Below are 23,884 nucleotides of genomic sequence, written 5' to 3'. Positions count from 1 at the left end.
GTCAGGCCTTCAGCAGGCTGGGGCGCCAGGCCAGCAGGCGGCGCTCCAGGGCGCGCATCACCCCGTCGGCGCTCAGGCCCAGCAGCGCATAGACCAGCAGCCCCACCACGATGATGTCGGTACGCAGGAAGTCGCGGGCGTCGTTGATCAAGAAGCCGATGCCTGAGGTGGCGTTGATCTGCTCGGCGATCACCAGGCTCAGCCAGGCCGTGCCCAGGGCATAGCGCAGCCCCACCAGACCGGAGGGCAGCGCGCCCGGCAGGATGACGTGCCGCACCAGCCCGCGGCGATCCAGGCCGAAGATGCGCCCGGCTTCCGCCAGCTTGGGGTCCACGCCCCGGATGCCGGCGAAGAGGGTCAGATAGACCGGGAAGCTGGTGCCGAGCGCCACCAGGGCGATCTTCGGCGTCTCGCCGATGCCGAACCACAGGATGAACAGCGGCACCAGCGCCAGGAAGGGCAGGGTCCGCAGCATCTGCAGCGGCGCGTCCACAATCTCCTCCCCAAGGCGGGAGAGGCCGGCGACAAGCGCGAAGCCCGTGCCGAGCGTGACGCCGATGGACAGCCCCAGCGCCACCCGGCCCAGCGAGACCAGCAGGTGGTGCTGCAACTCGCCGGAGAGCAGCAGCTCCCAGGCAGCGCCGATGACGGTGACGGGAGAGGCGAGGGTGCGGGGCGAAATCAGCCCAAGGCTGGAGGCCGCCTGCCAGAGCAGCACCAGCACGATGGGGGAGATGAAGCGGCGCAGCTTGCGGAAATCGGGGCGCACCGGAAGGGCGAGGGTGCCGCCTGACAGGGCATGGAGGCGGTTGGAGCTGCTGATGGCTCGCGTGTCGGACATGCGGGCTCCTTCGCGGCCTGGGCCACGGTGGGAACGGATGAAAGGCGGAGGAGGAGCGGTTGGGCCGGGGACTAGCGGCGACAGCGGCCAGCCGGGGGGCCACACCGGTCCCGCCACATTCGGATGGTCCTGACCATGGGGTTCCCGTTGCGGTAATGCTTCGGGTCTGAAATTAAGCTGTATCCGGCACTAAATAAATGGATGCTTCTCCTGAAGTTCGGAGGCACCGGAGCAAAGCCATGCTGCGCGGAATGGCAGGAGGAGAAAATTATTCTTCCCCACCCTCATCCGGCTGGCTGCGGTCCCGGAAGGCGGAGCGGTGCAGGGGGTAGGAGGTGGTGTGCTTGATCCGCTCCATGGCGAAGCGCGAGGTGACGTTGCGAATCGGCACTGCCGCGATCAGGCGCTTATAGAACAGGTCGAAATCCGCCATATCGGCCACGGCCACGCGCAGCATGTAGTCGACCTCTCCTGCCATGCGGTAAACCTCCATCACCTCGGGCATGGCGGTCACGGCCTGGGCGAAGCGTTCCAGCCATTCCGGCGTATGGTCCCCGGCCTCGATCGCCACGAAGACGCTGAGGCCCACGCCGACCTTCTCAGGTGCCAGGAGCGCCACGCGCCGCGTGATGACGCCGCTGGCTTCCAGTTTCTGGATGCGCTTCCAGCAGGGCGTGGCCGAGAGGCCAACGCGGTCGGCGATCTGCGCGATGGAGAGGGTCACGCTCTCCTGCAGAATGGCGAGCAACTTCCGGTCGATTTCATCCATGCTGTTCTGCTGTCCCGGTTCAGCCGGCTGGCCGGCGCGGGCGCGCCGGGAGCGGGTCGGTCGAGGTTGCACGCGGCGCCCGCGGCAGGGAAGCCATCCTGGCCGCACTGTCTGGAGCTTCCCCCCGCCGCTGGCAGCCCTGTCATGCGGTCCAGGCCTCGAAACCCGCGGCTTTCCTTGCTATTGTTCTCTCACCGAAGGGTTGATGAGCGAGAGCGATCATGGCACGGCCGCGCGAGTTCGATCCGGACCAGGCACTGCATGCGGCGCTGCTGCAGTTCTGGCAGAAAGGCTATGAGGGCACGAGCATCGCCGACCTGACGGAGGCGATGGGCATCAACAAACCCAGCCTCTATGCCTGCTTCGGCAACAAGGAGGAGCTGTTCCGCAAGGCGCTGGACAGCTACCAGGCACGCTACCTCACCTTCTTCACCGAAGCGCTGGCTGAGCCTTCCGCCCGGAGCGCGGTCGAAGGGCTGCTCCGCAGCTATGCCGAGTTGCTGACCTCCCAGGATCTGCCGCATGGCTGCCTGGCGCTGAACGGAGCCATGGCCTGTTCGGCGGAGGGCGAGGCCGTGCGGCAGGAGTTGATCCGCCGGCGCTGCGCCGCCGAGGCGGCACTGGCCCGGCGGCTGGAGCAGGCGCGGGATGAGGACGACCTGCCGGCCGGTGCCGACCCCGCCGCTCTGGCGCGCTACCTGATGACCGTGGCACAGGGGCTGGCGGTGCAGGCCACGGCTGGCGCCACCCGTGCCATGCTGGATGAGGTGATCGACATGGCGCTGGCCTGCTGGCCCGGCGGCAGCCGTGGGAAGGCCGGACAGATGACGGCGGAACCCGCCGCGTAGATCCTCGATCCAAGGCGCAGGCGTTGCCGTGGCTCCGCAACCATAGCAATCTGCGCGGCAGGGAGGATTCGTCATGCCGCATATGCTGCCCGGGTTTACACGTAGAGCCGCTCTCGCCATGGGGGGCGGCCTGCTGGCATCCGGTCTCGGGCGGCCGGCTGTGGCACAGGGGAGCGCGCGCACCTTGCGCTTCGTGCCGCATGCCAACCTCACCTCGCTGGACCCGCTATGGTCCACGGCGCTGATCTCCTATTGCGCGGCCACGATGATCTGGGACCGGCTCTACGGGCTGGATAACAGCCTGACGCCGCGCCCGCAGATGGTCGCGGGGCATGAGCTTTCGGACGACCGCCTGCACTGGATCTTCACGCTGCGGGAGGGCCTGCTCTGGCATGACGGGGAGAAGGTGACGGCCAGGGACTGCGTCGCCTCCATCCTGCGCTGGGCGCAGAGGGATGGCTTCGGCGTGCGGATGAAGGCGCAGGCCGAGGATATCCGCGCCCTCGACGACCGCCGGTTCGAGATCCGGCTGAAGCGTCCTTTCCCGCAGATGCAATTCGCCCTGGGTGCCACGGCCTGTTTTATGATGCCGGAGCGGGTGGCGAGCAGCACGCCCGCCTCGGTGAGCGTGAGCGACTATACCGGCAGCGGCCCCTTCATCTTCCGCAAGGATGAATGGGTGGCCGGCGCCCGCGCCGTGTTCGAGCGCAACCCCCGCTACGTCTCGCGGGAAGAGAAGCCGGAATTCTGGGCCGGCGGGCGCCCCGTGCATTTCGACCGCATCGAATGGCATGTCATGCCTGATCCCGGCACGGCTGCTTCCGCCCTGCAGGCGGGGGAGGTGGACTGGGTCGAGCGCCCGCTGACCGATCTGGTGCCGATGCTTCAACGCAACCGGAACCTGAAGGTGGATGTGCTGGACCCGCTGGGCTCCTGGGGTCAGCTGCGCTTCAACACGGAAGTGCCGCCCTTCAACAATCCGAAGGTGGCCCGCGCGCTGCTGCCGGCCTTGCAGCAGGAGGACTTCATGCAGTCCCTGCTGGGGGATCAGCCGGAGCTGATGAACACCGAATGCGGCGTCTTCCTGCCCGGCACGCCGATGGCGAATGACGCGGGGATGGAGGCCCTGACCGGCCCGCGCGATCTCGAACTCGCGCGCAAGATGCTGCGGGAATCCGGTTACGCCGGTGAGCCGGTCATCATGATGGAAGCCTCGGACCTCGCGACCTCGGCCGCCTTCTCACCGGTCGCGCGGCAGCTTCTGACGGATGTTGGATTCAAGCTGGACTACCAGACCATGGACTGGGGCAGCCTGCTTGGCCGCGTCAATACCAGGGGCGGTGTCGGCGCGTGGCATTGTTATGCGAGCTCCTGGGCGGGCCTCTGGATCACCAATCCCGCGATGCATGCGCATCTCTACAGATCGACGCCCACGCGCTTTGACGAATTGCGCGACAGCTGGTTCGATGCACCCGACCTGCCGGCGCAGCGCGCGGTGGCCGAGCAGATCCAGCGTCAGGCTTTCGCGGAACCGCCCTTCCTGCCCTGTGGCCAGTTCTTCAACCGGCAGGCCTTCAGCACGAAGCTCTCGGGATTCGTGAAATCCCCTGTGGCCGTCTTCTGGAACGTGCAGAAGGCCTGAATCTGAAGGCTAGGCCGGCACCGCGATGCCGGCCCGCTTCACAGCCGGCAGAGCCAGATGCAGTATGGCTGTGCCCGCGCGTTCCAGCATCCGCGCGGCTTCGTCATTGCCCAGATAGGGCGCGGCGGAAAAAGCTCCCTCGATCAGCAGCAGGATGCTGTCTCCCAGCCCTCGCGGATCGGCCGCGCCGGCCTCCGTGCAGATCTGGCACAGGCGTTCACGCGTCTTCTGCTTGTAGGCATCCGCGACCTTGCGGGCAGGGTGCTCGGGGTCCGGAAATTCGACGATAGCCATGCCGACGGGGCAGCCACGGAAGCCGGATTGGCGCAGGCTGGCTGCCGCCCTTGCCAGGACCGCGGCGGGCCGCGCCTGCGCCGGCACGGCATCGCTCATCACCTCTTCCAGCAGGCCGTTCTTTTCCTCGCAATCCTCGCGCAGGATGGCAGCGACCAATTCGTCCTTGGAGGGAAAAGCCCGGTAGAGGCTGATCTTGGTGGTGCCGGCCACGCGGCATAGCTCTTCCACCCCCGTCGCCCGGATGCCTTGCCGGTAGAACAGATCCTTGGCCACCTCGCACAGGCGCTGGGCTGCCGGGCTGCGCGCCTTGGTCCTCGGGGCCTTGATCACGGTGCTCTCCCTCGCATGTGATTGCGCAACTGAAAAGGCACGGCTTGATTCTGTACCGTTCGGTATGTATTCCTGATACGAACCGGTCGGTATCACCCGGCCACGGAGATAGGCAATGCCGATCCCATTCCGCAAGAGCATTCTTCCCCTGGCGGTTCTTTTCGCCTTTCCCGCTGCGCCGCTGCTGGCGCAGCCCGCCCCGCCATCCGTGACCGTGGCTGAGCCTCTGCGCCGTGACGTGACGGAGTGGGAGGAGCATATCGCCCGCCTCGAACCCTCGGCCCGTGTGGAGCTGCGCCCGCGTGTCTCCGGACTGGTGGAGCAGGTGCATTTCCGCGACGGCCAGGTCGTCAAGGCAGGCGACCTGCTCTTCAGCATCGACCGGCGGCCCTTCGAGATCGCGGTGCTCAGCACTCAGGCCGAACTGGACCGCGCCCAGGCCAGGCTGGATCTGGCGCGGCAGGACACGCGCCGCACGGCGCCGCTGGTACAGGGCAGCTACGCCCCTCAGGCGCAGTTGGACTCCCGCCGCGCCGCGGAGCGGGAGGCGGAGGCCCAGGTGGCCGACGCCCGTGCCCGGCTGGAGCAGGCGCGGCTGGACCTGAGCTGGACGGAGGTTCGCGCGCCGCAATCGGGCCGCGCCTCCGACCGCCGCGTGGACCCCGGCAACCTCGTGCAGGCCGGGCAGACGCTGCTGACCACCATCCTGGCCCTGGACCCCATCTATGCCAGCTTCGACATGAGCGAGGCGGATTACCTGCGCCTGGCCCGTGACGGTGGCGCGAAGGCGGGGGCCGAAGCGCTGGCGGTGCAGCTGCGGCTGGCCGATGAGATGCAGTGGAAGCGTGAGGGCAAGCTCGACTTCCTCGACAGCGAGCTGCGGGCCCGCTCCGGTACGCTGCGGGCCCGCGCGCTGCTGCCGAACCCCGACATGTTCCTGACCCCTGGCGTCTTCGCGCGGCTGCGCCTGCCTGTCGGCAGCGGTGATGCCCTGCTGGTGCCGGATGCCGCCATCGCGGCCGATCAGGCCTCCCGCGTGGTGCTGACCGTCGCCGCGGATGGCACGGTGGTCGCCAAGCCTGTGACGCTGGGTCCGGTTGTGGACGGGCTTCGCGTCGTCCGCAGCGGCCTTGGCCCCACGGATCAGGTGATTGTCGCCGGGCTGCACCTGGCGCGGCCGGGCACGCGCGTCACGGCCCAGGCCAAGCCGCTTGACGGCCGCCTGGCCGAGGCGCGGTGAGGGGGGCGACATGCGCTTTGCACAGTTCTTCGTCGGGAGACCGGTCTTCGCGGCCGTCATCTCCATCGCGATCGTGCTGATCGGCGCGATCGCCGCCACCCGGCTGCCGATCAGCGAATATCCGGAGATCGCGCCGCCCACCGTCACGATCACCGCGAATTACCCCGGTGCCTCCGCCTCGGTGATCGCCGAGACCGTCGCCACGCCCATCGAGCAGGAGATCAATGGCGTGGAGGGGATGCTCTACGTCACCTCCCAGGCCACGGGCGACGGGCGGCTGACGGTCAATGTCGTCTTCCGTCAGGGCATCGATGTCGATGAGGCGCAGGTTCTCGTGCAGAACCGCGTCTCGGTCGCCGAGGCGCGGCTGCCGGAAGAGGTGCGCCGCCTCGGCCTCGTCGTCCGCAAGGCCTCGCCCGACATCATGATGGTGATCCATCTGGTCTCGCCCGATGGCTCGCGCGACGACCAGTATCTCTCCAACTACGCCACGCTGAATATCCGCGACCGCCTGGCGCGGCTGGATGGCGTCGGCGACATCCAGGTCTTCGGCGGGCGCGACTATGCCATGCGGATCTGGCTCGACCCCGCCCGCATCGCCGCGCGCGGCCTGACGGCCGGCGAGGTGGTGGAGGCGCTGCGCCGCGCCAATGTTCAGGTGGCCGCCGGCGGGCTGAACCAGCCCCCGAGCAATGCCGTGACGGGCGAGGCCTTCCAGCTCAACATCCAGGCCCTGGGCCGACTGCGGAGTGTCGAGGAATTCTCGGAGATCGTCGTGGCGGTGGGCGAGGGCGGCGCGCCGCTGCGCCTGCGCGACGTGGCGCGGGTGGAACTCGGCAGCCAGGACTACACCGTCAATGCCTACCTGGGCATGGACAAGGCCGTGGCCATCCCGGTCTTCCAGCGCCCGGGCTCCAATGCCCTGGCGACGGCGGCGGCCCTGCGCGCGACGCTGGAGGATGCGAAGCGCAGCTTCCCGCCCGGCGTCGATTACCGCGTCGTCTATGACACCACGCAGTTCATCGAGCAGTCGATGGAGGCGGTGGTGCATACCTTCATCGAGGCCATCCTGCTGGTGGTCCTGGTGGTCATCCTCTTCCTGCAATCCTGGCGCGCCTCCATCATTCCGCTGGTGGCCATCCCGGTCTCTATCATCGGCACGCTGGCCTTCATGGGCGCGCTGGGGATCTCGCTGAACAGCCTGTCGATGTTCGGCCTGATCCTGGCCATCGGCATCGTGGTCGACGACGCCATCGTGGTGGTGGAGAATGTGGAGCGGCATCTGGCCAATGGCCTGGACCCCGTTGCCGCGACGCGCCGCACCATGGACGAGGTGGGCTTCGCGCTGATCGCCATCGCGCTGGTGCTCTGCGCCGTCTTCGTGCCGACCGCCTTCATCCAGGGCCTGGCCGGCGCCTTCTACCAGCAGTTCGCCGTGACCATCGCCGTCGCGACCCTGCTTTCGGCGCTGGTCTCGCTCACTCTCTCTCCGGCGCTGGCGGCGCTGCTGCTGCGCCCGCATACGCATGAGAAGCTGACCGGCTGGCGGGCCGTGCTGGCCGCGCCCTTCGGGCTGTTCTTCCGCGGCTTCAACCGGCTCTTCGATGCGCTGTCCGTCGGCTATGGCGCGCTGACGCGGCGGCTGGTGCGGATGACGGCGGTGGTGATGATCATCTTCGCCGGACTGCTGGTGATGACGGGGCAGATGGTGCGGAGCACGCCCACCGGGCTGATCCCGCCGCTGGACCGTGGCTACCTGATCGCCGCCTTCCAGCTGCCGCCGGGCGCGTCCCTGGCGCGCACGGACGCGGTGATGCGGCAAGCCTCGGCCGATCTGCTGAAGGTGCCCGGCGTGGCCAATACCGTGGTCTTCACGGGCTTTGACGGCGCGACCTTCACAAATGCGCCGAACAGCGGCGTGATCTTCGTGACCCTGGATTCCTTCGAGAAGCGGGGGGCCGAGCAGCATTCCTACCCCGCCATCATCGGCGCGGTGCAGGCCGCTGTCTCGACCCAGCAGGAGGCGCTGGCGCTGGTCATCCCGCCGCCTTCCGTCTCCGGCATCGGCACGGGCGGCGGCTTCAAGCTATTTGTTCAGGACAAGGGTGACCACGGGTCGCGGGAGCTGGAGGCGGTGACCAACCGAATCGTCGCCGCCGCCAACCAGCGGCCCGAGATCGCCATGGCCTTCACCCTGTTCAATACCGCCACCCCCAGCCTGCGGGCGGAGGTGGACCGCAGCAAGGCGGAGATGCTGGGCGTGCCGCTCTCCCGCGTGTCGGAGACGCTGTCGGTCTATCTGGGCTCGGCCTTCGTCAACGACTTCAACATCCTCGGCCGCACCTACCGCGTCACGGCCCAGGCGGATGAGGAGCAGCGCCGCACGCCGCGCGACGTGGCCCTGCTGCGCACGCGCAACGATGCCGGGGACATGGTGCCCATCGGTTCCCTGGCGCAGCTGGTGCCGGATACCGGCCCCTACCGCGTGCCGCGCTACAACCTCTTCCCGGCGGCCGAGGTGCAGGGTGCCGCGGCACCGGGCGTCTCCACCGGCCAGGCCATCGCGGCCATGGAGCAGTTGCTGGCGAAAGAACTGCCGCCCGGCTACGGCTTCGAATGGACGGAGATCGCGCTGCAGGAAACCACGCAGGGCAATACGGCGCCCATCGCCTTCGGGCTGGCGGTGATCTTCGTCTTCCTGCTGCTGGCGGCGCTGTATGAAAGCTGGCTGCTGCCGATGGCGGTGGTGCTGATCGCGCCGATGTCGGTGCTGGCGGCGCTGGCCGGCGTGGCGGGGCGCGGGCTGGAAAATAACGTGCTGGTGCAGATCGGGCTGGTGGTGCTGATCGGCCTGGCCGCCAAGAACGCCATCCTGATCGTCGAATTCGCCCGCGCGGCGGAGGCTGAGGGGATGAGCCGCTGGCAGGCGGCGGAGGCTGCCGCGCGTACGCGGTTGCGGCCGATCCTGATGACCTCCCTGGCCTTCATCCTGGGCGTGCTGCCGCTGGCGGTGGCGACAGGGGCGGGGGCGGAGATGCGGCAAAGCCTGGGCACGGCGGTCTTCGCCGGAATGCTGGGGGTGACCGTCTTCGGGCTGGTCTTCACCCCGGTCTTCTATGCCGTCGCCCGCGCGATGGCGCGGCGGGAACGACGGGAGGCCTCACCGGTTCCAGGTTAAGCGGAACTTTCCCGGCGCGGGGCCTCAACCTCCGGTGGGGTTGTGGCTCCGCCGCCTGGCGGGATGCGATATATAGGGCTGTCGCCGGGTGGTCGCGTGCAATATGGATCGCCGGGCTGTTCCCGCTCCAGCCCGCAACCCTGCCAGGACCGCGCCATGTCCCAGAACTACCTGGACCTCGACAACTTCCTCTGCTTCGCCATCCATTCCACGGCCCATGCCATCCAGCGGGCCAATAAGCCGCTGATGGATGAACTCGGCCTGACCTATCCGCAGTATCTCGTCATGGTCGTGCTCTGGGCCGAGGACAACCAGACCGTCAGCGGCATCGGTGAGCGGCTCTTCCTGGAATCCAGCACCCTGACGCCGCTGCTCAAGCGGCTGGAGGCCGCCGGCCTGGTCCATCGCACCCGTGATACGGCCGATGAGCGCCAGGTACGCGTGCGGCTGACGGAGCAGGGCCGGGCGCTCTATGAGAAGGCCAACCGCATTCCCGGCTGGTTCGAGAAGACCTTCGGTGAGAAGTCCGATGAGGCCAAGGCATTGCGGGACAGCGTGACGAAGCTGCGCGACTGCCTGATGCGGGACCGGCGCTGACCGGCGCCTCCAGGCGCGGCCTCCGGCCGGGCGAAGAGGGGTGGCAGGGCGCGACAGCCCGCTGCGGGCCATTGCTGCTGCGCCATGTCCAGAAAAAATGTTAAGGAATTATGCGCACGTTGCTTCGCGCCCCGTCATCGCAGGACAGAGTGAGACATATGGGCCTGATCGTCCGCCTGATCCTGATCCTGGGAGGCAGCCTCGCCTCCCTGCTGGTGGCCCGGGAATCAGCGAATTTCCCCATAGTTCAGGCGATGTTCGGCATCCTCGCGGTTGTCATCCTGGTCCTCGGCGTCGTGCTGTTGCGCTGGCGCCGCTGACGGCTGTTTCGTGGGAAAGCAGGGAACGATGGGGATGAGGATATGCGAAGGCCGGGCCTGTCGGGTTGCTGCCGTCGGGTTTCGCCCAGGCTGGGGTACCGGCCCCATTTCCGGCGGTCCAGCCTGAACGGCTGCTGACGCGGCTGGAAAGGGGAATGGCGGACCCGATACGATTCGAACGTACGACCTTTGCCTTCGGAGGGCCGAAGATAATGGTTTTCCCGAGCTTTCCCGGAGCGGCGCGGAGCGGATAAGCTGCTGGAAATATACAAAAAATTCCGCTTCGCTAAACCCGAGCCATTTCGCGGAAACGCCCGGATTTGCTTCCGGCTGCTTCCGTGGTGCTTCCGGGAACCAGCGGAGAGCCTAGCTTGCCGAAGATCACTAAGCGCCTCGTTGACGCCGCAGAGCCAAGGGCGGCCGAGTATTTCCTGTGGTGCGATGAACTGCCAGGCTTTGGTCTTAGGGTCTATCCGTCAGGTAGAAAAGGTTACCTAGTCCAGTACCGCAGCGCTGGGCGGAGCCGCCGGGCCAACATCGGCCTGCATGGGCGCGTAACCCCAGATGAAGCCCGCAAGGAAGCCATGTCGCTTCTGGGGCAGGTGGCCAGAGGCGGAGATCCGGCGGAGGAGCGCGCAACCCGCCGCAAGACCATGACCATCGAGCAGTTGTGCGAGCGCTACCTGGAGGCGGCCGACAAAGGCCTGATCCTGGGTAAGCGGGGCGAGGCGAAGAAGGCCAGCACCTTGGTGGCCGATCGGAGCCGGATCGGAGCCCATATCCTGCCGCTTCTGGGTAACAAAAAAGTGGCGGAACTGACCCGGGCGGACGTGACCCGCTTCATGCGGGATGTGGCTGCCGGGAAGGCGGCAAGGACAGCAAAGACCGACAAGCTCCGGGGCAAGTCCATCGTAGAAGGAGGGAAGGGGGCCGCCACTCGGACCATGGGCCTGCTGGGCGGTATCCTCTCCTTCGCGCTGTCGGAGGGGGTAATCGAGGCCAACCCGGTGCACGGGGTAAAGCGCCCGGCTGATAGCCGGCGGAAGACCAGGCTAACCCCGGAGACCTACGCCCAGCTCGGCCAGACTTTGCGGAAGTGGGAGACAGAGGGCGGCAGCTCTGCCGCCATCCTGGCTATTCGGCTGCTGGCTCTGACTGGCTGCCGCAGGGGTGAGGTGGAAAACCTGAAGTGGTCGGAGGTGGACGCCGCCGGCAACGCTCTGCGGCTGGAGGACAGCAAGGAGGGTGCGTCTGTGCGGCCGATCGGCAGGGCCGTTCTGGCTCTGCTGGAGACGGCAGCGCCGATCGAAGAAGGGCAAGTGTATGTCGTGACTGGTCGCGACCCGATGAAGCCCTATGGCGGCCTACCAGGCGCATGGGACCGGCTGGCCAAAGATGCCGGGCTGGTGGGGATTACCCTTCACACCCTGCGGCACAGCTTCGCCTCCACAGCCGCGGATCTCGGCTACAGCGAGCCGACTATTGCCGCGATGATCGGACACTCCTCCGGGACCATTACTGGGCGGTACGTCCACCACCTCGATGCGGTGCTGATCGCCGCAGCGGATCGGGTGGCCGCTGAGATCCGTAGGCAAATGGCTGGGGAGGCAGGGGCCTCGGAGCCGCAGGCCTGAAATCTCTCACGCGACTTACTGTTTTGGCGTGGCACAGGTGGCACAGGTGGCACAGCAACAGAGAAGATTAATAAAATCAGCGCTCTGCAGGCTGTGCCATGCTGTGCCACCTGGGTGGCACAGAGGTGGCACAGGTGGCACAGGGGAGGGCGTGCTTGCCTGCAGCTGGTAGAGGAGGCATCACCTACCGGCTCGGCTACAAGGCTGTGGAAATGGGTGAGAGAACAGTTCTGCTGCCGCGGAATATGGACGCCACTGGGATGTATGCGCTTCTGAGGCAGATGTTCACAGAAGCCGGACAGCCACTTGCGACGGCCTATCGGCTTGATTTCTCTAGCCTGCGCTTCATTGAGCCGGTCGGCGTTACGAGCCTTTCCAATGCCTTGGAGCTTGCGTTGGCAAACGGCTGCCAACTTGCGCTGGAAGGTGCGCACACTGAGAGTGCGCCCATCCGCTACCTTGATGATTCGGGGTTTTTCGAACTCTACGGTGGTCAGCCCCTTTCACCCTTTGCTCAGGTTCGAGAGACTACGGTTCCCCTTCAACGGGTGATCCACCTGGAAAGCCATGGCTGGCTGGACTGTAACTTCCTGCCGTGGCTGGCCTCTCGTCTGAATATGCCGATGCCTGCATTGGCCAGCATGAAAATGTGCATGCAGGAAATATTCAATAATATTCAAGATCATTCTGGGAGGGATATAGGCTGTATTTATATGCAGCACTATCCGAATAAGAACGAGATCATCATCTCTATTTCTGATTTCGGTGTGGGTATTCCTGGCTCAATGAAAAAGGTTCAAGCGGCAGGCCGAGACGCCGAAATCATCAGGCGTGCCTGTGAGGAGGGAGTTACCTCCCGAAGCACGCAAGGCAACCGCGGCATCGGGCTGGACCTTCTGATTCGCCGGGTGGTAAGAACAAACCAGGGGCGGGTTTATATCAGGTCCGGCCGAGGGTGTGTGTCGTGCTTTCCTCGAGGAGAGGAAATTGGGATGGCCGATTTCGAAGCGATCGGGCACTATCCCGGGACGTTGATCGAAGTGAAACTAAGGACGGATACACTGGTTCCCGACGAGATGGAACGGGAGGATCTCGAATGGTGATCACCGTCATCGATCATGCGCCAAACTGCCAAACCTATGCTGACGGGCTTATCATTGCCCAGCTGATCAGCGACTCCCTTCGACGCGGAGAGATGGTCACGCTGAGCTTCCGAGGCGTCTATGCCGTGCCGTCCTCTTTCGTAAACGCGGCCTTTGTCAGCCTGTTGAACTCCTATCCGGCGGACGTAATCCGTAGGCTGGTCAAAATCACGGACTCAACGCGGCAGATTAATGCCTTGATCAAGGAACGCGTGGCGAAGGAAGCTGAACTTCTCCGCCCACTCTGCGCTTGACGGAGAAGCAGTTACCAGCCCGCCCGGCCCTGCCGCGGCGGGCTTTGTTATGAGCTTCCCAGGCCCAGAAGCCGCTCCATCTTCTGCTTTGCGTACCCTTCGGCCAATTGCTTCGCCACGCTCGCAAGTGTGCTGATGCTGGCATCCCTGAAACTGGTCTTGATAGTGGTCCAAACCTCCTTGTTGCGGAGGTTTTCGGCGAACTCGTGGCCCGCAGCTGTGAGGCGGAGAGGTAAGACCGACCATTGAATCGACCCGTCCGCTCCGCGCTGTAGTCCGATACCGGCCTTCCTGTCGTCTCGGGTGAGGAAGCCTTGATCAGCTAAAATCTCAGCATGGAAGATAAAGGCGTCGGTTCGATAGTCGAGGCCAGACGCCTGGAGCTGCTGAATGTCTGTGACCGGTCCAGGGGCGCTCTCGAAGGCATCCAGTAGATGTTTCAGGTAATCCTGGTCGATCTTCACTTTGGCTGTTTCCCTTACCCTGGCAGAACAACCGCCTTGTTGTCCGTCACCCAACGGTGCCACGCAGTCAATGTGCACGAGCGAACATCCGTCTCCTCCCCGCGGCGGAACAACACAAGGGGCGTGTTGGAGCTGTTGAAGCCCAGCCGCACCACCACGCGCTGTGGAGATCCACCAACGGCCGGCGCCCATATCGACCCGATGGCAGGCGGCTGCCTTTCCGACCTGGGAGGCATGTCAGTGCTCGCTCTCGCTGGCCTTCCTCAACCTTACCCCCGCGCCCCCGCCATTCTCCGGAATGAACTCCACACCGGCGGCTTCGAGGGCCGCGCGGATGGCGGTGAGATTGTTCGGATAGGGGGTTCGGGCTCCTCGCTCGAAGTCCACCACCGTCTGGCGAGCTACCTGGGCAGCCTCAGCCAACTGAGCCTGATTCCAGCCGAGCATAGCCCGAGCACCGCGACATTGAGCGGCAGATATCGTGAGTGAGGCCAAGTTCAATCTTTCTGATTGACGTTACGGATTATGCCAATCATAATAATTGAGGTTGGACACCACTCCAACTGAAAACGGCCGAGCAAGGAGCACCACCTCCAAGCCCGGCCTGACCACAACCGTTCGGTGGAGAACTGCCGTGGCTACCTGCGCCTATAGCTCAACTGCGCCCACTTTTAGAAGAAGACCGGCTGCCTCTGTTCAGCCGACGCAGCTTCAGGTTTGCCTGGCCTATGTGGCCACCGGCTCGCTGCCTCCGCTCTCTGCCTTCGCACCGCCGAAGCCGCTCGCCTGGCGCGGCGGCCCTTGCCCTGGCGCCCCTGCGCTGCCGGGCGGGTTCCCGAAGCCTGACAGCATCCCCGCCCCCACCTGCGGCGAGCGGGCCGCTTTCAGCTTCCTCTTCGCTCTCGGGTTCTTCTCCGGCGGCGTCTGGGTCGCGGGGGTGTTGCTGTGATGGAGAGGCTCCGCACCCAGGAGGAGACGGCCGCCCTGGTGGCCACTATCCCGCTCGAAGAACGGCTTCCTTCCATCAACATGGTCGCGCGCGCGCTCTGTGACGAGCGGACCGGGCTTACCGAAATCGGCCTGCACAATGGCGTGCTGATGATCGCGTGCCTGGCCACGTCCATCCTGGAGGCGATCAGGGCATGACTCGTCTGTCGAGAAGATCCGCCATGTCCATCGTCCTGCCCGTCGTGGCTGCGCCTGCCCTGTCCGCCAGCGCCGCGGCCATCTCTCCGATGCCGACTGATCGCCCTCTGCCGGCGCTTTCTCGCCATCGAGAGCGAGACCAACGCCCTGATGGAAGAGATGTTCGAGGCCGCGGATGCCGGGGACAAGGACGAGGAAGAACGCCTCTTCCAGGCCCAGCGAGCGCGCGTGCCGGACCTTCATGCCGTCCTGGCCAAGTTGCTGGAACTGCCGGCGCGTACGGCCGAGGGCATGCGCCTCAAGGCGCAGGTGGCTCTCGCGCGCGTTCAGGAGAATCTGAAAGGCCAGCCGTTGAGCGACCAGGACCACGTCATGCGGTCGCTTGCCCGCGACATCCTGGCACATGCCGGAGGTGCGGCATGACCCGGCGCCCCCGCCTCCTCTGGCTCCGCCTGAAGTACGTCTGGAAGCGCTGGCAATGCGCCTGCCTAGTGGCCGAGCTGGAGCGGCTGGAGAACCTGCCAGCCGGCACCCTGCGCACGCTGGAGGGCCTGGATCGCTACCTCGCCTGGCAGGCCACCCGCCGGCGCTGGCAGGCTGCTCAGAGCGCCGCGGCATGAGCGAGTACCCGCTTCTCCTAGCGCTAGACGAGATCCCAGGTAGCCAGAGGAGCGGCACCATACACTACCTGCTGAATGCGCAGAAGAGGCTTCACCAAGACGCCAACGTCGCCATGCAGAAGGTATGGGCAGCAGCGCGCGAGGTTCACGCATGACCCGCCTCCGCTTGGAGTTAAAGGGCTGGTGGCTTCAGGCCCGGCTCCGGCTGGCCCGGTGGCTGCTGGAGGGGGTGAGGCGGGATCTAGGCCAAGCTTAACCTGAGCAAAGCCGAGCGAACTCGGGCGAACCAATGAGCCGCGAGGGAAAACGTGGCGCTTGCCACGGTTTCCTAAATCGTGGCATATACCACGCATGAATGCTGTTCTGACCCTTACGAGCTTCACTCCTGGTGAGGCTGAACGCATCACCGGCGTCAGTACCGCTCAGCAGCGGGATTGGCGCCGTCGTGGTTTCCTCCCGAGCAATGAGGGACATGCACGCTTCGATTTATTCTCGATGGCTGAGATGTGGGTTCTCAAGCTGATGGCGGACCGAGGCATTGGCCCACAGGCAGTTAAGGAAGTCGCGGGCACTTGCGCCACCGGTATTGCGTGGCATGCCCTTGCCTGGGGTGATGCCTACGAGGGTGATCATGAACGCACCTTGGAATGGCAGCCCAGCGTCTTCAAGGTCATCGTTGAGAACCTGCGGCGCGGGAAGGAAGCCATGGCGCAGTACGAGGCTGACCCTAAGCCGGAAAATCTGATCGCCGCACTGGACGCCAGCAACGGTCCAAGCTGGGGCGAACAGGCGAACTGGCTTCGCAGGAAGGTTCTCAAGGATCGCGGAATTCCGCTGGCTATCCCCGGTAAGTATTTCATCTGGTGGGCTGATGGCCGGGAGTACTGGCACGAAAGCCTAGACGAGGCCTTCAAGTCCATGTCTTCCACAGATGATCGGGTTGCCGGGCCGGTTGTGGTCCTGGATCTAAGTGGGCTTGCCTCAGCCATGATCCATCGCGCTGAGCGAGCGCTGGTCCACGTTGAGATCGAGGCCGACACGTCCTGATGGACGTTCTTCCTCCACCCATCCTGACCTGATCAAAGGACAATCGAGATGACCACCGAAACGCGCCCAGAGGCGCGCACGCCCGAGCTTTGCCTGCCACCTGCTCTGCGCAAGCCGCGCCTGCGGCGCTGGGAAGCGGCCGAATACCTGAAGCTCATTCACGGCATCGAGGTGGCGCCGGCCACGCTGTCGAAGTGGGCGACCATCGGCGGCGGCCCCGTGTTCCAGAAGATCAACCGCACGCCCGTCTATCCGAAGGACGGCGAGAACGGCCTGGATGATTGGGCGATCCGCAAGTTGGGCGTTCCCCGTAGCAGCACCAGCGAGGTGGCATAATGGACGCTGCCCGATACGCCATGCAGTCGGACCCTGAGTGCAACCGCCAGTTCCGCCGGCGCTGGTCCGATGAAGAGATCCCGGCCTGGCATATGCCTGCCGAGCCACCGACGACGCTGGAGGATATCTCGATGCAGACCCTCATCGCCTAGCGCCGGGAAGCGCCGAGGCGGAACACCTGACAGAAGGATAGGCAGGGGAGGGAAGGCGGCAGCACTAGGCTGCGAAGGCGGACTGGACATTCGCCGTGTAGCCAATGTTGTTGCTGCTGCCAAGCCCTTTGCTGCCATCGCGAGATGGGAGATTGGCATGGGTAAGATCACCTTCGCGGTCTCATCACCGCAGCGCCTCGACTTCGCCGCCATTAACGCCGCGGCGCGTTCCTCGCTGCCGGCTCTGCTGGGGCGCTGGCTGCCGGATGGGCATCGCCGCGGCCATGAGTGGGTGGCGCGCAATCCGCGCCGGGCTGACCGCAATGCTGGCAGCTTCTCCGTCAACATGCGCACCGGCGCATGGGGTGACTTCGCAACAGGCGACAAGGGCGGCGACCCGATCTCGCTGGCCGCTTTTCTGGCCAGCACCAACCAAGCCGATGCCGCGCGTGGTCTCGCGCGCATGCTGGGGATTGAATGACAGTGGCAGATGGAATGTTCGAACCCCTGACGCCGCAGGAAGTGGCGGCTGCCGGAGCGACGCCGAGAAGAGACAAGACGCCGATCATCCCGGTGCCGGCCGATGCGCCGCCAATGACGTTCCAGCATCCGCGCTATGGCAGCCCCAGCAAGGTCTGGCCCTACCATTCGGCTGATGGTGCGCTAGTCGGTTTCGCCGCGCGCTTCGACTTTACGGCTGAGGACGGCACGCCCGATAAGGACGTGCTGCCCATCACGTTCTGCGATCTCGGCAATGGCAAGCGCGGCTGGCGCTCTAAGGGCATTCCCAATCCTCGCCCGCTCTACCGCCTGCCGGAGATCCTGCAGAAGCCTGCGGCCTGGGTGATCGTGGCCGAGGGCGAGAAGTCGGCGGATGCCGCCGCGCTGCTGTTCCCGGAGATGGTGGCCACCACGCCGATGCACGGCGCCAAGTCGCCCCACAAGACAGACTGGAGCGTGCTGGCCAGGCGCACGGTGGTGATTGCCACCGACCACGACCAAGCCGGGCAGGACTTTGGCGACAAGGTGCATGACCTGCTGGTGGAGGCCGGCATGGGTGAGCCGGAAGGCGCGCCCCGCATCCTGCACCTGCACCCCGATCGGCTGGCCGCCTGGACCTGGCAGGACGGACAGAAGGTGCTGCGTGAGGGTGAGATCCCGCAGGGCTGGGACATTGCCGACGCGCAGGCCGAAGGCTGGACCGCCGAGCGCGTGGCCGAGCTGCGGAGTGATCCGGCATTCCTGCCGCCCTACCTGAACGCTGAGGCCCGCGAGGAGATCGAGGAAGCGGTGAAAGGCGCAGCCGGCGCCAAACTGGCGGCGGCTGAGAAGCGCCGGGAATGGCCCTTCCGCCTGGTGGCCAATGGCGTCGAGAAGAAGGTGGAGCGCACCGACAAGGAGACAGGCGAGACCACCACGGAATGGAAGTGGTTCTGTTCGCACCTAGAGGTGTCCGCCGAGACCCGTGACAGCCAGGGCGGCGAGTGGGGCCGCCTGCTGGTGGTGGTGGATCGCGACAAGACGCCGAAGGAATGGGCCATGCCCATGGCGATGCTGGCTGGCGATGGCACGGCATACCGCGAGCGGCTGCTGTCCATGGGGCTGGAGATCGCCCCTGGCCGTTTCGCCCGGGAAGCCCTGCACGAATACATCAGCACCGCCCGCCCGAAGCATAAGGCGCGCTGCGTCAGCCGCATCGGGTGGCACGGCAAGTCCTTCGTGCTGCCGGATGGTGCGATCGGCGCCAAGGACGGGGAGACTGTGATCCTGCAGACTGCGGGCGCGCTGGACCACGCCTTCCGGGTGGGCGGCACGCTGGAGGGCTGGCAGCAGGAGGTGGCACGCTATGCCGCCGGCAATTCCCGCCTGGGCCTAGCGATCTCGGCCGCCTTTGCCGCGCCCCTGCTGCAACTGACGGGCGCCGAGAGCGGCGGCTTCCATCTGCGTGGTGCGTCCAGCACCGGCAAGTCCACTGCGCTGGTGGTGGCTGGATCCGCCTGGGGCGGCGGCGGGCTGAAGGGCTACGTGAAGCAGTGGCGGGCCACCGATAACGGCCTGGAGGCTGTGGCTGCCGGGCATTCCGATGCGCTGCTGTGCCTCGACGAGTTGTCGCAGATTGCGCCGGCGGCGGCCGGTGCGGCGGCCTACATGATCGCCAACGGTTCGGGGAAGGTCCGTGCTGGGCGGAGCGGCGAGGGCAGGGCGGCGGCTGAGTGGCGGTCGCTGTTCCTGTCCAGCGGCGAGATCAGCATTGCCGACAAGCTGGCAGAGGACGGCAAGGGGCGGCGGGCTGCGGCTGGTCAGCAGGTGCGCGTTGTAGATATCCCGGCCGACGCTGGCGCCCGCCTGGGCTTGTTTGAGAACCTGCACGGCTTCGTCAGCGCCGAGGCCTTCGCCCGTCACCTTAAGGCGGCGGCAACCGAGCACTACGGCCATGCGGCCCGCAGCTTCCTGGAAGCCTTGGCTGCTGCCCCTGAGGCGGCGGCGCAGGCGGTGGCACAGTTCCGCGGCGAGTTCCTTGCGGAGCACTGCCCAAAGGGTGCTGACGGCCAGATTGAGCGTGTGGCTGGCCGGTTCGCGCTGGCTGCTGCTGCCGGCGAGATGGCTACCGCCTTCGGTGTGCTGCCGTGGCAGCCGGGCGAGGCGACTAAGGCGGCGGCGAAGTGCCTGGCCGCCTGGCTGGACGTGCGCGGCGGCATCGAGAGCAGCGAAGCGCGGGATGCTATTGCCGCAGTGCGCCGGTTCATTGAACTCCATGGCGCGTCTCGCTTCGAGCGCATGTGGGAAGAAGAGGGCAAGCTGGTCAGCGCGCAGGATGAGCGGATCATCAACCGGGCCGGCTACCGGCGGAAGGATGCTCAGGGCGGCGTGGAGTACCTGATCCTGCCTGAGACCTGGAAGGCTGAAGTTTGCGCCGGCATGGACGCTACTTCTGTGGCGCAGACGCTGAAGGCCAAGGGGCTGCTGATCCCGGCCAGCGATGGCAAGTTGCAGGATCGGGCCCGGCTGCCGGGCTCCACCCATCCGGTGCGGCACTATCACCTGACCTCCGGAATCCTGGGCGATGCCTGATTTCAGCCGGTTTGCCAGCCTTGCCGTGTCGATCGGGCGTGCTGTGCCACCTGTGCCACCTGCCCTGATGGGAGGTGGCACAGCCCCCATCGAGCCGAAACCCGCAGAAAATCGCCACTTTTCGGAGGGTGTGCCACCTGTGCCACCTGTGCCACCTGAAAACAGCGTGTCTGTGCAAGAAGAGGAAGCGGCGGAGCGCGAGGCCATCCAGGCCGAGCCCTCTGCCCGCCTGCCGGTTCAGGAGCACCGCCGGCTAGTCAGCGGCTACCTGGCAGCCGGGCTTCAGCGCCCAACGTCCTGGGCCAATGCCTCTGCGGTGCCGACCCGCGGATCATGGTGCGGCTGTTGCGGCCGGCATGAGCAGGCCGGCGGACGGTGGTGGCGAGAGGCAGTAAACCCATCCGGCTGGAGTTGCTGGACTTGCCATCCGCCCCATCATCTGCCGCCCGATGCTGTGGTGGAGCGGAGAACTTAGCGATGGACCGCGCAGGCGCGCGGTTCCGCGCTTTTCCAAGCTATATTCAATAACTTAGAGCAATCCAATCCGCTCGTCGGAGTGGCGCTGTAAGTGGTAGCGCTGCCAGACATGGCGCGCACCATTCCCCTGCTGGGTAGCATCAAAGCCCTGTTCTCCGCCCCCGAAAGTCGGGCGGCTTCCGGCACTCTGAAGGACGCATGGACCGCGCTGCTGCTGGGCAGCGGCGGCCCTACGGCAGCGGGTGTCTCTGTCTCCCCCGAAACCGCGATGCGCAGCACGGCCGTGTTTGGTGCCGTCAAGGTGCTTGCCGAGACCGTCTCTCAGCTTCCCATCCATGTGTACCGCCAGAACGCCGATGGTGGCCGCGAGCGCGCAAGCGACCATCCGGTGGAAGCGCTGCTGTCCGACGCGGCCAATCCCTGGACGCCGGCCAGCGAGTTTCGGCTGATCATGGAGACCCAGCTTGCTCTGCATGGGAACGCCTATGCCTGGATCGGGCGGGGCGCTGCAGGCGTGGAGGAACTGATCCCGCTGGAAAGCCAGCGCGTGGCTGTGGAAGCCGACGCTGTGACCATGGAGCCCAGCTACACGGTCACTGATGCCAATGGCCATCAGCGCACCTATGGCCGCACTGAGATCCTGCATATCCGCGGCGTTGGCGCTGGGCTTTACAAGGGCGACAGCCCAGTTGTGCTGGCGCGTGAGGCTATCGCGCTGTCGATGGTGCTGGAGAAGCACGGCGCCGGCCTGTTCGGTCGTGGCGCACGTCCTGCTGGCATCCTGGAGACGCCCAACTTCCTGACGGCTGAGCAGCGCGCCGCCCTCAGCGCCAGTTGGAACGGCCAGCACCAGGGCGGATCGAACGCCGGCAAGACGGCCATCCTGGAGAGCGGCCTGAAGTTCGTCCCGCTGCAGCTTTCCTCTGTGGATGCGCAGTTCCTGGAGATGCGGAAGTTCCAGTTGCAGGAGATCGCCCGCGTCTGGCGCGTGCCCCTGCACCTGCTGGCAGACCTGGACCGCGTGACGCACAGCAATGCCGAAGAGCTGGGCCGCCAGTTCCTGACCTTCACGCTGCTGCCGATCCTGCGTGCCTGGCAGGATGCCCTGCGGCTGACGCTGCTGACGCCGGAGGAGCGCCGCGCCGGTCTCTACATCGAATTTCTGGTGGACGACTTGGCCCGCGCCGACCTGTCCGCCCGCTTCACGTCCTACAGCCAGGCGGTGGCCGCCGGCATCTACAACCCGAACGAGATCCGCGCCATGGAGAACCGTAGCCCATACGCTGGCGGCGAGGTCTACACCCGCCCCGTGAATACGGCCGCTGTTGATAAGCCGGCGGGGGGCGACACCGATGCTTGAGAAAACCGCTGGCGTCGAGACGCGCTTTGCGCCGGAAGAGACCGGCACCATCAGCGGCTATGCGGCCGTGTGGGGCAAGCGGGATCTCTATGGCGATGTTGTACAGCGCGGGGCCTTTGCGAAGTCGCTAGCTGCGCATCAGGCTTCCGGCACTCGTCCGCTGATGCTGTGGGCGCACGATCCTTCGCGCCCTGTCGGCGTGTGGAGCGATATCCGCGAGGACGCCACGGGCCTGCATGTCACCGGCACGCTGGTGATGGACAGCACCGCCGGCCGCGATGTGCACGCCATGCTGAAGGCGCAGGCCATCGACGGTCTGTCCATTGGTTTCAAGACGGTTCGGGCTGCCCCCACTGCGGGCGGCCGGATCGTCCATGAGATGGAGCTTATCGAAATCAGCTTGGTCTCTCGCCCGGCACAGTCCGCGGCGCGTGTGGCTAGCGTTCGCTCTGCTCCCTTCCAGCCCGAGGCGGCCGGGCTTGCCGCTTTCATCCGCCAGTGCGCTGGCAAGCTGAGGAACAAGTGATGCACGACTTTGCATCTCCGGGCGTCAATCCGCGCACCGGCTGGGAAACTCGCGATGCGCCCGAGGGTGACGAGCACGGCTCTGCCAATGAACTGGCCGAGATCCGTTCTGCCGTTGAGGGCCTGACTGCCAGCGCCGACGAGCGCCTGGGCAGCCTCGACACCGCCCTGACTGAACTGCGTTCCCGTCTGGACCGCACCGAGACGGTGCTGCGCCGTCCGGGTGGTGGGCAGGATCAGCGGCAGGGTGCTGAAGTGGAAACCCGCGCCTTCGCCACCTTCCTGCGCCGCGGCCGGGAAGCCCTTGGTGCGCCTGAAGTGCGCGTCCTGCGCGTCTCCGATGACACTGCCGGCGGCTACCTGGCTCCGGACCAGTTCATTGCCGACATTCAGCGCAACCTGGTGCCGTTCTCGCCGGTCCGCTCGGTGGCCCGCGTGACCAACGTTTCCGTGGGTGCCGTGACGCTGCCGAAGCGTACCGGCGGCATGACGGCGCAGTGGGTGGGTGAGATCCAGCCGCGGCCTGAGACCACGGTAACGTTCGGGCAGAACCGCTTCGAGGTGCGCGAGATCGCGTGCTGGGTGGACGTGTCCAACGTGCTGCTGGAAGACGCCGCCGTGGATATCGCTGCTGAACTGGCTTTCGAGTTCGCGGAAGAGTTCGGCCGGGCCGAAGGCGCCGCCTTCGTCAATGGCGACGGCGCGCTGCGTCCGATGGGCTTCATGGCTGATCAGACCATCCCTGTCAGCGTGTCGGGTAGCGCCTCCGCTTTCACGGCCGACAACCTGATGGACCTGTATGGCTCCGTCCCGGCTGCCTACCGCGCTAATGCGGTGTGGGCGATGAACAGCAACACGCTGGCCACCGCTCGCAAGATGAAGGACACGGCCGGGACCTACCTGCTACAGCCGGCTGGCTTGGCTGGTGCGCCCGCCACCACCCTGCTGGGCCGCCCCGTGGTGGAGATGCCGGACATGCCGGATCCTGTCGCTGGTGCCACGCCGATCGTCTTCGGTGACTTCAACCAGGGCTATCGCATCTTCGACCGCATTGCGCTGTCCATCCTGCGTGACCCGTACAGCCAGGCGACCAACGGCATGACGCGCTTCCATGGCCGCCGCCGCGTGGCTGGTGGCGTGGCCAAGTCCGAAGCCCTGCGCAAGCTCAAGATCGCAGCGTCCTGAGAGGAGAACGACCATGCGGGACCTTGCTCGTAACCTCAGCCCGGTGCTTCCCCTGCCGCCGGCTGCCCGTATCGCCAACACCAATGGCAATGCCGTGGATCTGCTGGGCTTCGGCACTGCTGCGGTGTTCGTGACCTTCGGCGCCTGGACCGATGGCACTCACACGCCCAAGCTACAGGAGAGCGACAACGGCAGCACGGGCTGGACCGATGTGGCCGCCATCGACATGGCGGGCAGCTTCTCGGCTGTGTCCTCTGCTGCCGGGCAGAACGCTGTGCAGCGCGCCAGCTACATCGGCAACAAGCGGTTCATCCGCCCTGTGCTGACTGTGGCCAGCGCCACCACTGGCGCGATCGTCGGCGTGCATGTGGTGCGTGGTAACCCCACCGCCGCGCCGGTGCTCTAACC

General features: G+C 66.0%; 26 protein-coding genes and 1 tRNA gene. 21 read left to right on the top strand and 6 right to left on the bottom strand.

The features are described from left to right. Position 1: 1 nt before the first annotated feature. The gene (locus tag IAI58_RS15605; RefSeq protein ID WP_208775989.1) at positions 2-841 is read right to left on the bottom strand and encodes an ABC transporter permease subunit; all 840 of its coding nucleotides are present in this window, start codon (positions 839-841) and stop codon (positions 2-4) included. A 268-nt stretch (positions 842-1,109) separates the two neighbouring features. Beyond that, on the bottom strand, positions 1,110-1,610 hold the full coding sequence (locus IAI58_RS15600) for an Lrp/AsnC family transcriptional regulator (RefSeq protein WP_207444950.1): 501 nt from the start codon (positions 1,608-1,610) through the stop codon (positions 1,110-1,112). 221 nt (positions 1,611-1,831) lie between these two features. Here IAI58_RS15600 and IAI58_RS15595 point away from each other — a divergent pair, with 221 nt between their 5' ends. Next, positions 1,832-2,458, top strand: coding sequence for a TetR/AcrR family transcriptional regulator (locus IAI58_RS15595; RefSeq protein WP_207444951.1), 627 nt, complete (start codon positions 1,832-1,834; stop codon positions 2,456-2,458). Between the two features lie 193 nt (positions 2,459-2,651). Continuing rightward, the gene (locus IAI58_RS15590) at positions 2,652-4,100 is read left to right on the top strand and encodes an ABC transporter substrate-binding protein (protein ID WP_237182946.1); all 1,449 of its coding nucleotides are present in this window, start codon (positions 2,652-2,654) and stop codon (positions 4,098-4,100) included. Positions 4,101-4,109: 9 nt separating this feature from the next. Here the strand turns inward: IAI58_RS15590 and IAI58_RS15585 are convergent, their stop codons facing one another. Further along, entirely contained in the window at positions 4,110-4,862 is a 753-nt protein-coding gene (locus tag IAI58_RS15585) for a TetR/AcrR family transcriptional regulator (protein WP_237182869.1), read from the bottom strand. On the opposite strand from IAI58_RS15585, the gene IAI58_RS15580 reads away from it, so the two are divergent. The 4 genes from IAI58_RS15580 (at position 4,843) to IAI58_RS15565 (ending at position 10,062) form a co-directional block, all read left to right on the top strand. Continuing rightward, on the top strand, positions 4,843-5,967 hold the full coding sequence (locus IAI58_RS15580) for an efflux RND transporter periplasmic adaptor subunit (RefSeq protein WP_207444954.1): 1,125 nt from the start codon (positions 4,843-4,845) through the stop codon (positions 5,965-5,967). The genes IAI58_RS15585 and IAI58_RS15580 overlap by 20 nt on opposite strands. A gap of 10 nt (positions 5,968-5,977) precedes the next feature. Then, positions 5,978-9,145, top strand: a complete 3,168-nt coding sequence (locus IAI58_RS15575; protein ID WP_207444955.1) for an efflux RND transporter permease subunit — start codon at positions 5,978-5,980, stop codon at positions 9,143-9,145. A gap of 156 nt (positions 9,146-9,301) precedes the next feature. Further along, positions 9,302-9,742: a MarR family winged helix-turn-helix transcriptional regulator gene (locus IAI58_RS15570; RefSeq protein WP_207444956.1), complete on the top strand. Its 441-nt coding sequence runs from the start codon at positions 9,302-9,304 to the stop codon at positions 9,740-9,742. Between the two features lie 158 nt (positions 9,743-9,900). Continuing rightward, positions 9,901-10,062, top strand: a complete 162-nt coding sequence (locus IAI58_RS15565; protein WP_207444957.1) for a hypothetical protein — start codon at positions 9,901-9,903, stop codon at positions 10,060-10,062. 156 nt (positions 10,063-10,218) lie between these two features. Here the strand turns inward: IAI58_RS15565 and IAI58_RS15560 are convergent. Continuing rightward, positions 10,219-10,294, bottom strand: a tRNA-Ser gene (locus IAI58_RS15560). Between the two features lie 139 nt (positions 10,295-10,433). Here IAI58_RS15560 and IAI58_RS15555 point away from each other — a divergent pair. From IAI58_RS15555 to IAI58_RS15545, 3 genes are all read left to right on the top strand, one after another. Further along, positions 10,434-11,696: a tyrosine-type recombinase/integrase gene (locus IAI58_RS15555; RefSeq protein WP_208775987.1), complete on the top strand. Its 1,263-nt coding sequence runs from the start codon at positions 10,434-10,436 to the stop codon at positions 11,694-11,696. A 155-nt stretch (positions 11,697-11,851) separates the two neighbouring features. Beyond that, complete coding sequence (locus IAI58_RS15550; protein ID WP_208775986.1) at positions 11,852-12,799, top strand: ATP-binding protein; 948 nt, start codon at positions 11,852-11,854, stop codon at positions 12,797-12,799. Beyond that, on the top strand, positions 12,793-13,092 hold the full coding sequence (locus IAI58_RS15545) for an STAS-like domain-containing protein (RefSeq protein WP_208775985.1): 300 nt from the start codon (positions 12,793-12,795) through the stop codon (positions 13,090-13,092). The genes IAI58_RS15550 and IAI58_RS15545 overlap by 7 nt, the downstream gene beginning before the upstream one ends. A 47-nt stretch (positions 13,093-13,139) precedes the next feature. Here IAI58_RS15545 and IAI58_RS15540 read toward each other — a convergent pair whose 3' ends face one another. Both IAI58_RS15540 and IAI58_RS15535 read right to left on the bottom strand, forming a co-directional pair. After that, positions 13,140-13,556, bottom strand: a complete 417-nt coding sequence (locus tag IAI58_RS15540; protein WP_208775984.1) for a DUF2513 domain-containing protein — start codon at positions 13,554-13,556, stop codon at positions 13,140-13,142. A 237-nt stretch (positions 13,557-13,793) separates the two neighbouring features. Beyond that, on the bottom strand, positions 13,794-14,003 hold the full coding sequence (locus IAI58_RS15535; RefSeq protein WP_208775983.1) for a helix-turn-helix transcriptional regulator: 210 nt from the start codon (positions 14,001-14,003) through the stop codon (positions 13,794-13,796). Positions 14,004-14,504: 501 nt separating this feature from the next. Here IAI58_RS15535 and IAI58_RS15530 point away from each other — a divergent pair. The 12 genes from IAI58_RS15530 (at position 14,505) to IAI58_RS15475 (ending at position 23,882) form a co-directional block, all read left to right on the top strand. Further along, entirely contained in the window at positions 14,505-14,702 is a 198-nt protein-coding gene (locus tag IAI58_RS15530; RefSeq protein WP_208775982.1) for a hypothetical protein, read from the top strand. A gap of 150 nt (positions 14,703-14,852) precedes the next feature. After that, positions 14,853-15,125 (top strand): hypothetical protein, encoded by a 273-nt coding sequence (locus IAI58_RS15525; protein ID WP_208775981.1) that lies wholly within the window; start codon positions 14,853-14,855, stop codon positions 15,123-15,125. Continuing rightward, positions 15,122-15,322 carry a hypothetical protein gene (locus IAI58_RS15520; protein ID WP_208775980.1) on the top strand — a complete coding sequence of 67 codons (201 nt, stop codon included), beginning with the start codon at positions 15,122-15,124 and terminating at the stop codon, positions 15,320-15,322. The genes IAI58_RS15525 and IAI58_RS15520 overlap by 4 nt, the downstream gene beginning before the upstream one ends. A 351-nt stretch (positions 15,323-15,673) precedes the next feature. Continuing rightward, entirely contained in the window at positions 15,674-16,369 is a 696-nt protein-coding gene (locus IAI58_RS15515; RefSeq protein ID WP_208775979.1) for a MerR family transcriptional regulator, read from the top strand. Between the two features lie 48 nt (positions 16,370-16,417). Then, complete coding sequence (locus IAI58_RS15510; protein ID WP_208775978.1) at positions 16,418-16,705, top strand: hypothetical protein; 288 nt, start codon at positions 16,418-16,420, stop codon at positions 16,703-16,705. Next, positions 16,705-16,857, top strand: coding sequence for a hypothetical protein (locus tag IAI58_RS15505; protein WP_208775977.1), 153 nt, complete (start codon positions 16,705-16,707; stop codon positions 16,855-16,857). Before IAI58_RS15510 ends, IAI58_RS15505 begins: the two co-directional genes overlap by 1 nt. Positions 16,858-17,014: 157 nt before the next feature. After that, positions 17,015-17,338, top strand: a complete 324-nt coding sequence (locus tag IAI58_RS15500; protein ID WP_208775976.1) for a hypothetical protein — start codon at positions 17,015-17,017, stop codon at positions 17,336-17,338. Positions 17,339-17,352: 14 nt separating this feature from the next. Beyond that, positions 17,353-19,929 carry a DUF927 domain-containing protein gene (locus IAI58_RS15495; protein WP_208775975.1) on the top strand — a complete coding sequence of 859 codons (2,577 nt, stop codon included), beginning with the start codon at positions 17,353-17,355 and terminating at the stop codon, positions 19,927-19,929. A gap of 568 nt (positions 19,930-20,497) precedes the next feature. Continuing rightward, positions 20,498-21,766, top strand: a complete 1,269-nt coding sequence (locus IAI58_RS15490; RefSeq protein ID WP_208775974.1) for a phage portal protein — start codon at positions 20,498-20,500, stop codon at positions 21,764-21,766. Continuing rightward, complete coding sequence (locus IAI58_RS15485; protein ID WP_208775973.1) at positions 21,759-22,292, top strand: HK97 family phage prohead protease; 534 nt, start codon at positions 21,759-21,761, stop codon at positions 22,290-22,292. Before IAI58_RS15490 ends, IAI58_RS15485 begins: the two co-directional genes overlap by 8 nt. Further along, entirely contained in the window at positions 22,292-23,476 is a 1,185-nt protein-coding gene (locus IAI58_RS15480; protein WP_208775972.1) for a phage major capsid protein, read from the top strand. Before IAI58_RS15485 ends, IAI58_RS15480 begins: the two co-directional genes overlap by 1 nt. Before the next feature lie 13 nt (positions 23,477-23,489). Next, positions 23,490-23,882 carry a hypothetical protein gene (locus IAI58_RS15475; protein ID WP_208775971.1) on the top strand — a complete coding sequence of 131 codons (393 nt, stop codon included), beginning with the start codon at positions 23,490-23,492 and terminating at the stop codon, positions 23,880-23,882. The last annotated feature ends 2 nt before the right edge of the window (positions 23,883-23,884 follow it).

The sequence above is a fragment of the Roseomonas marmotae genome (assembly GCF_017654485.1).
GTDB lineage: Bacteria > Pseudomonadota > Alphaproteobacteria > Acetobacterales > Acetobacteraceae > Pseudoroseomonas > Pseudoroseomonas marmotae.
Note: the sequence above shows the minus strand (reverse complement) of the source record. Positions and strands in the feature narration are given on the sequence as shown.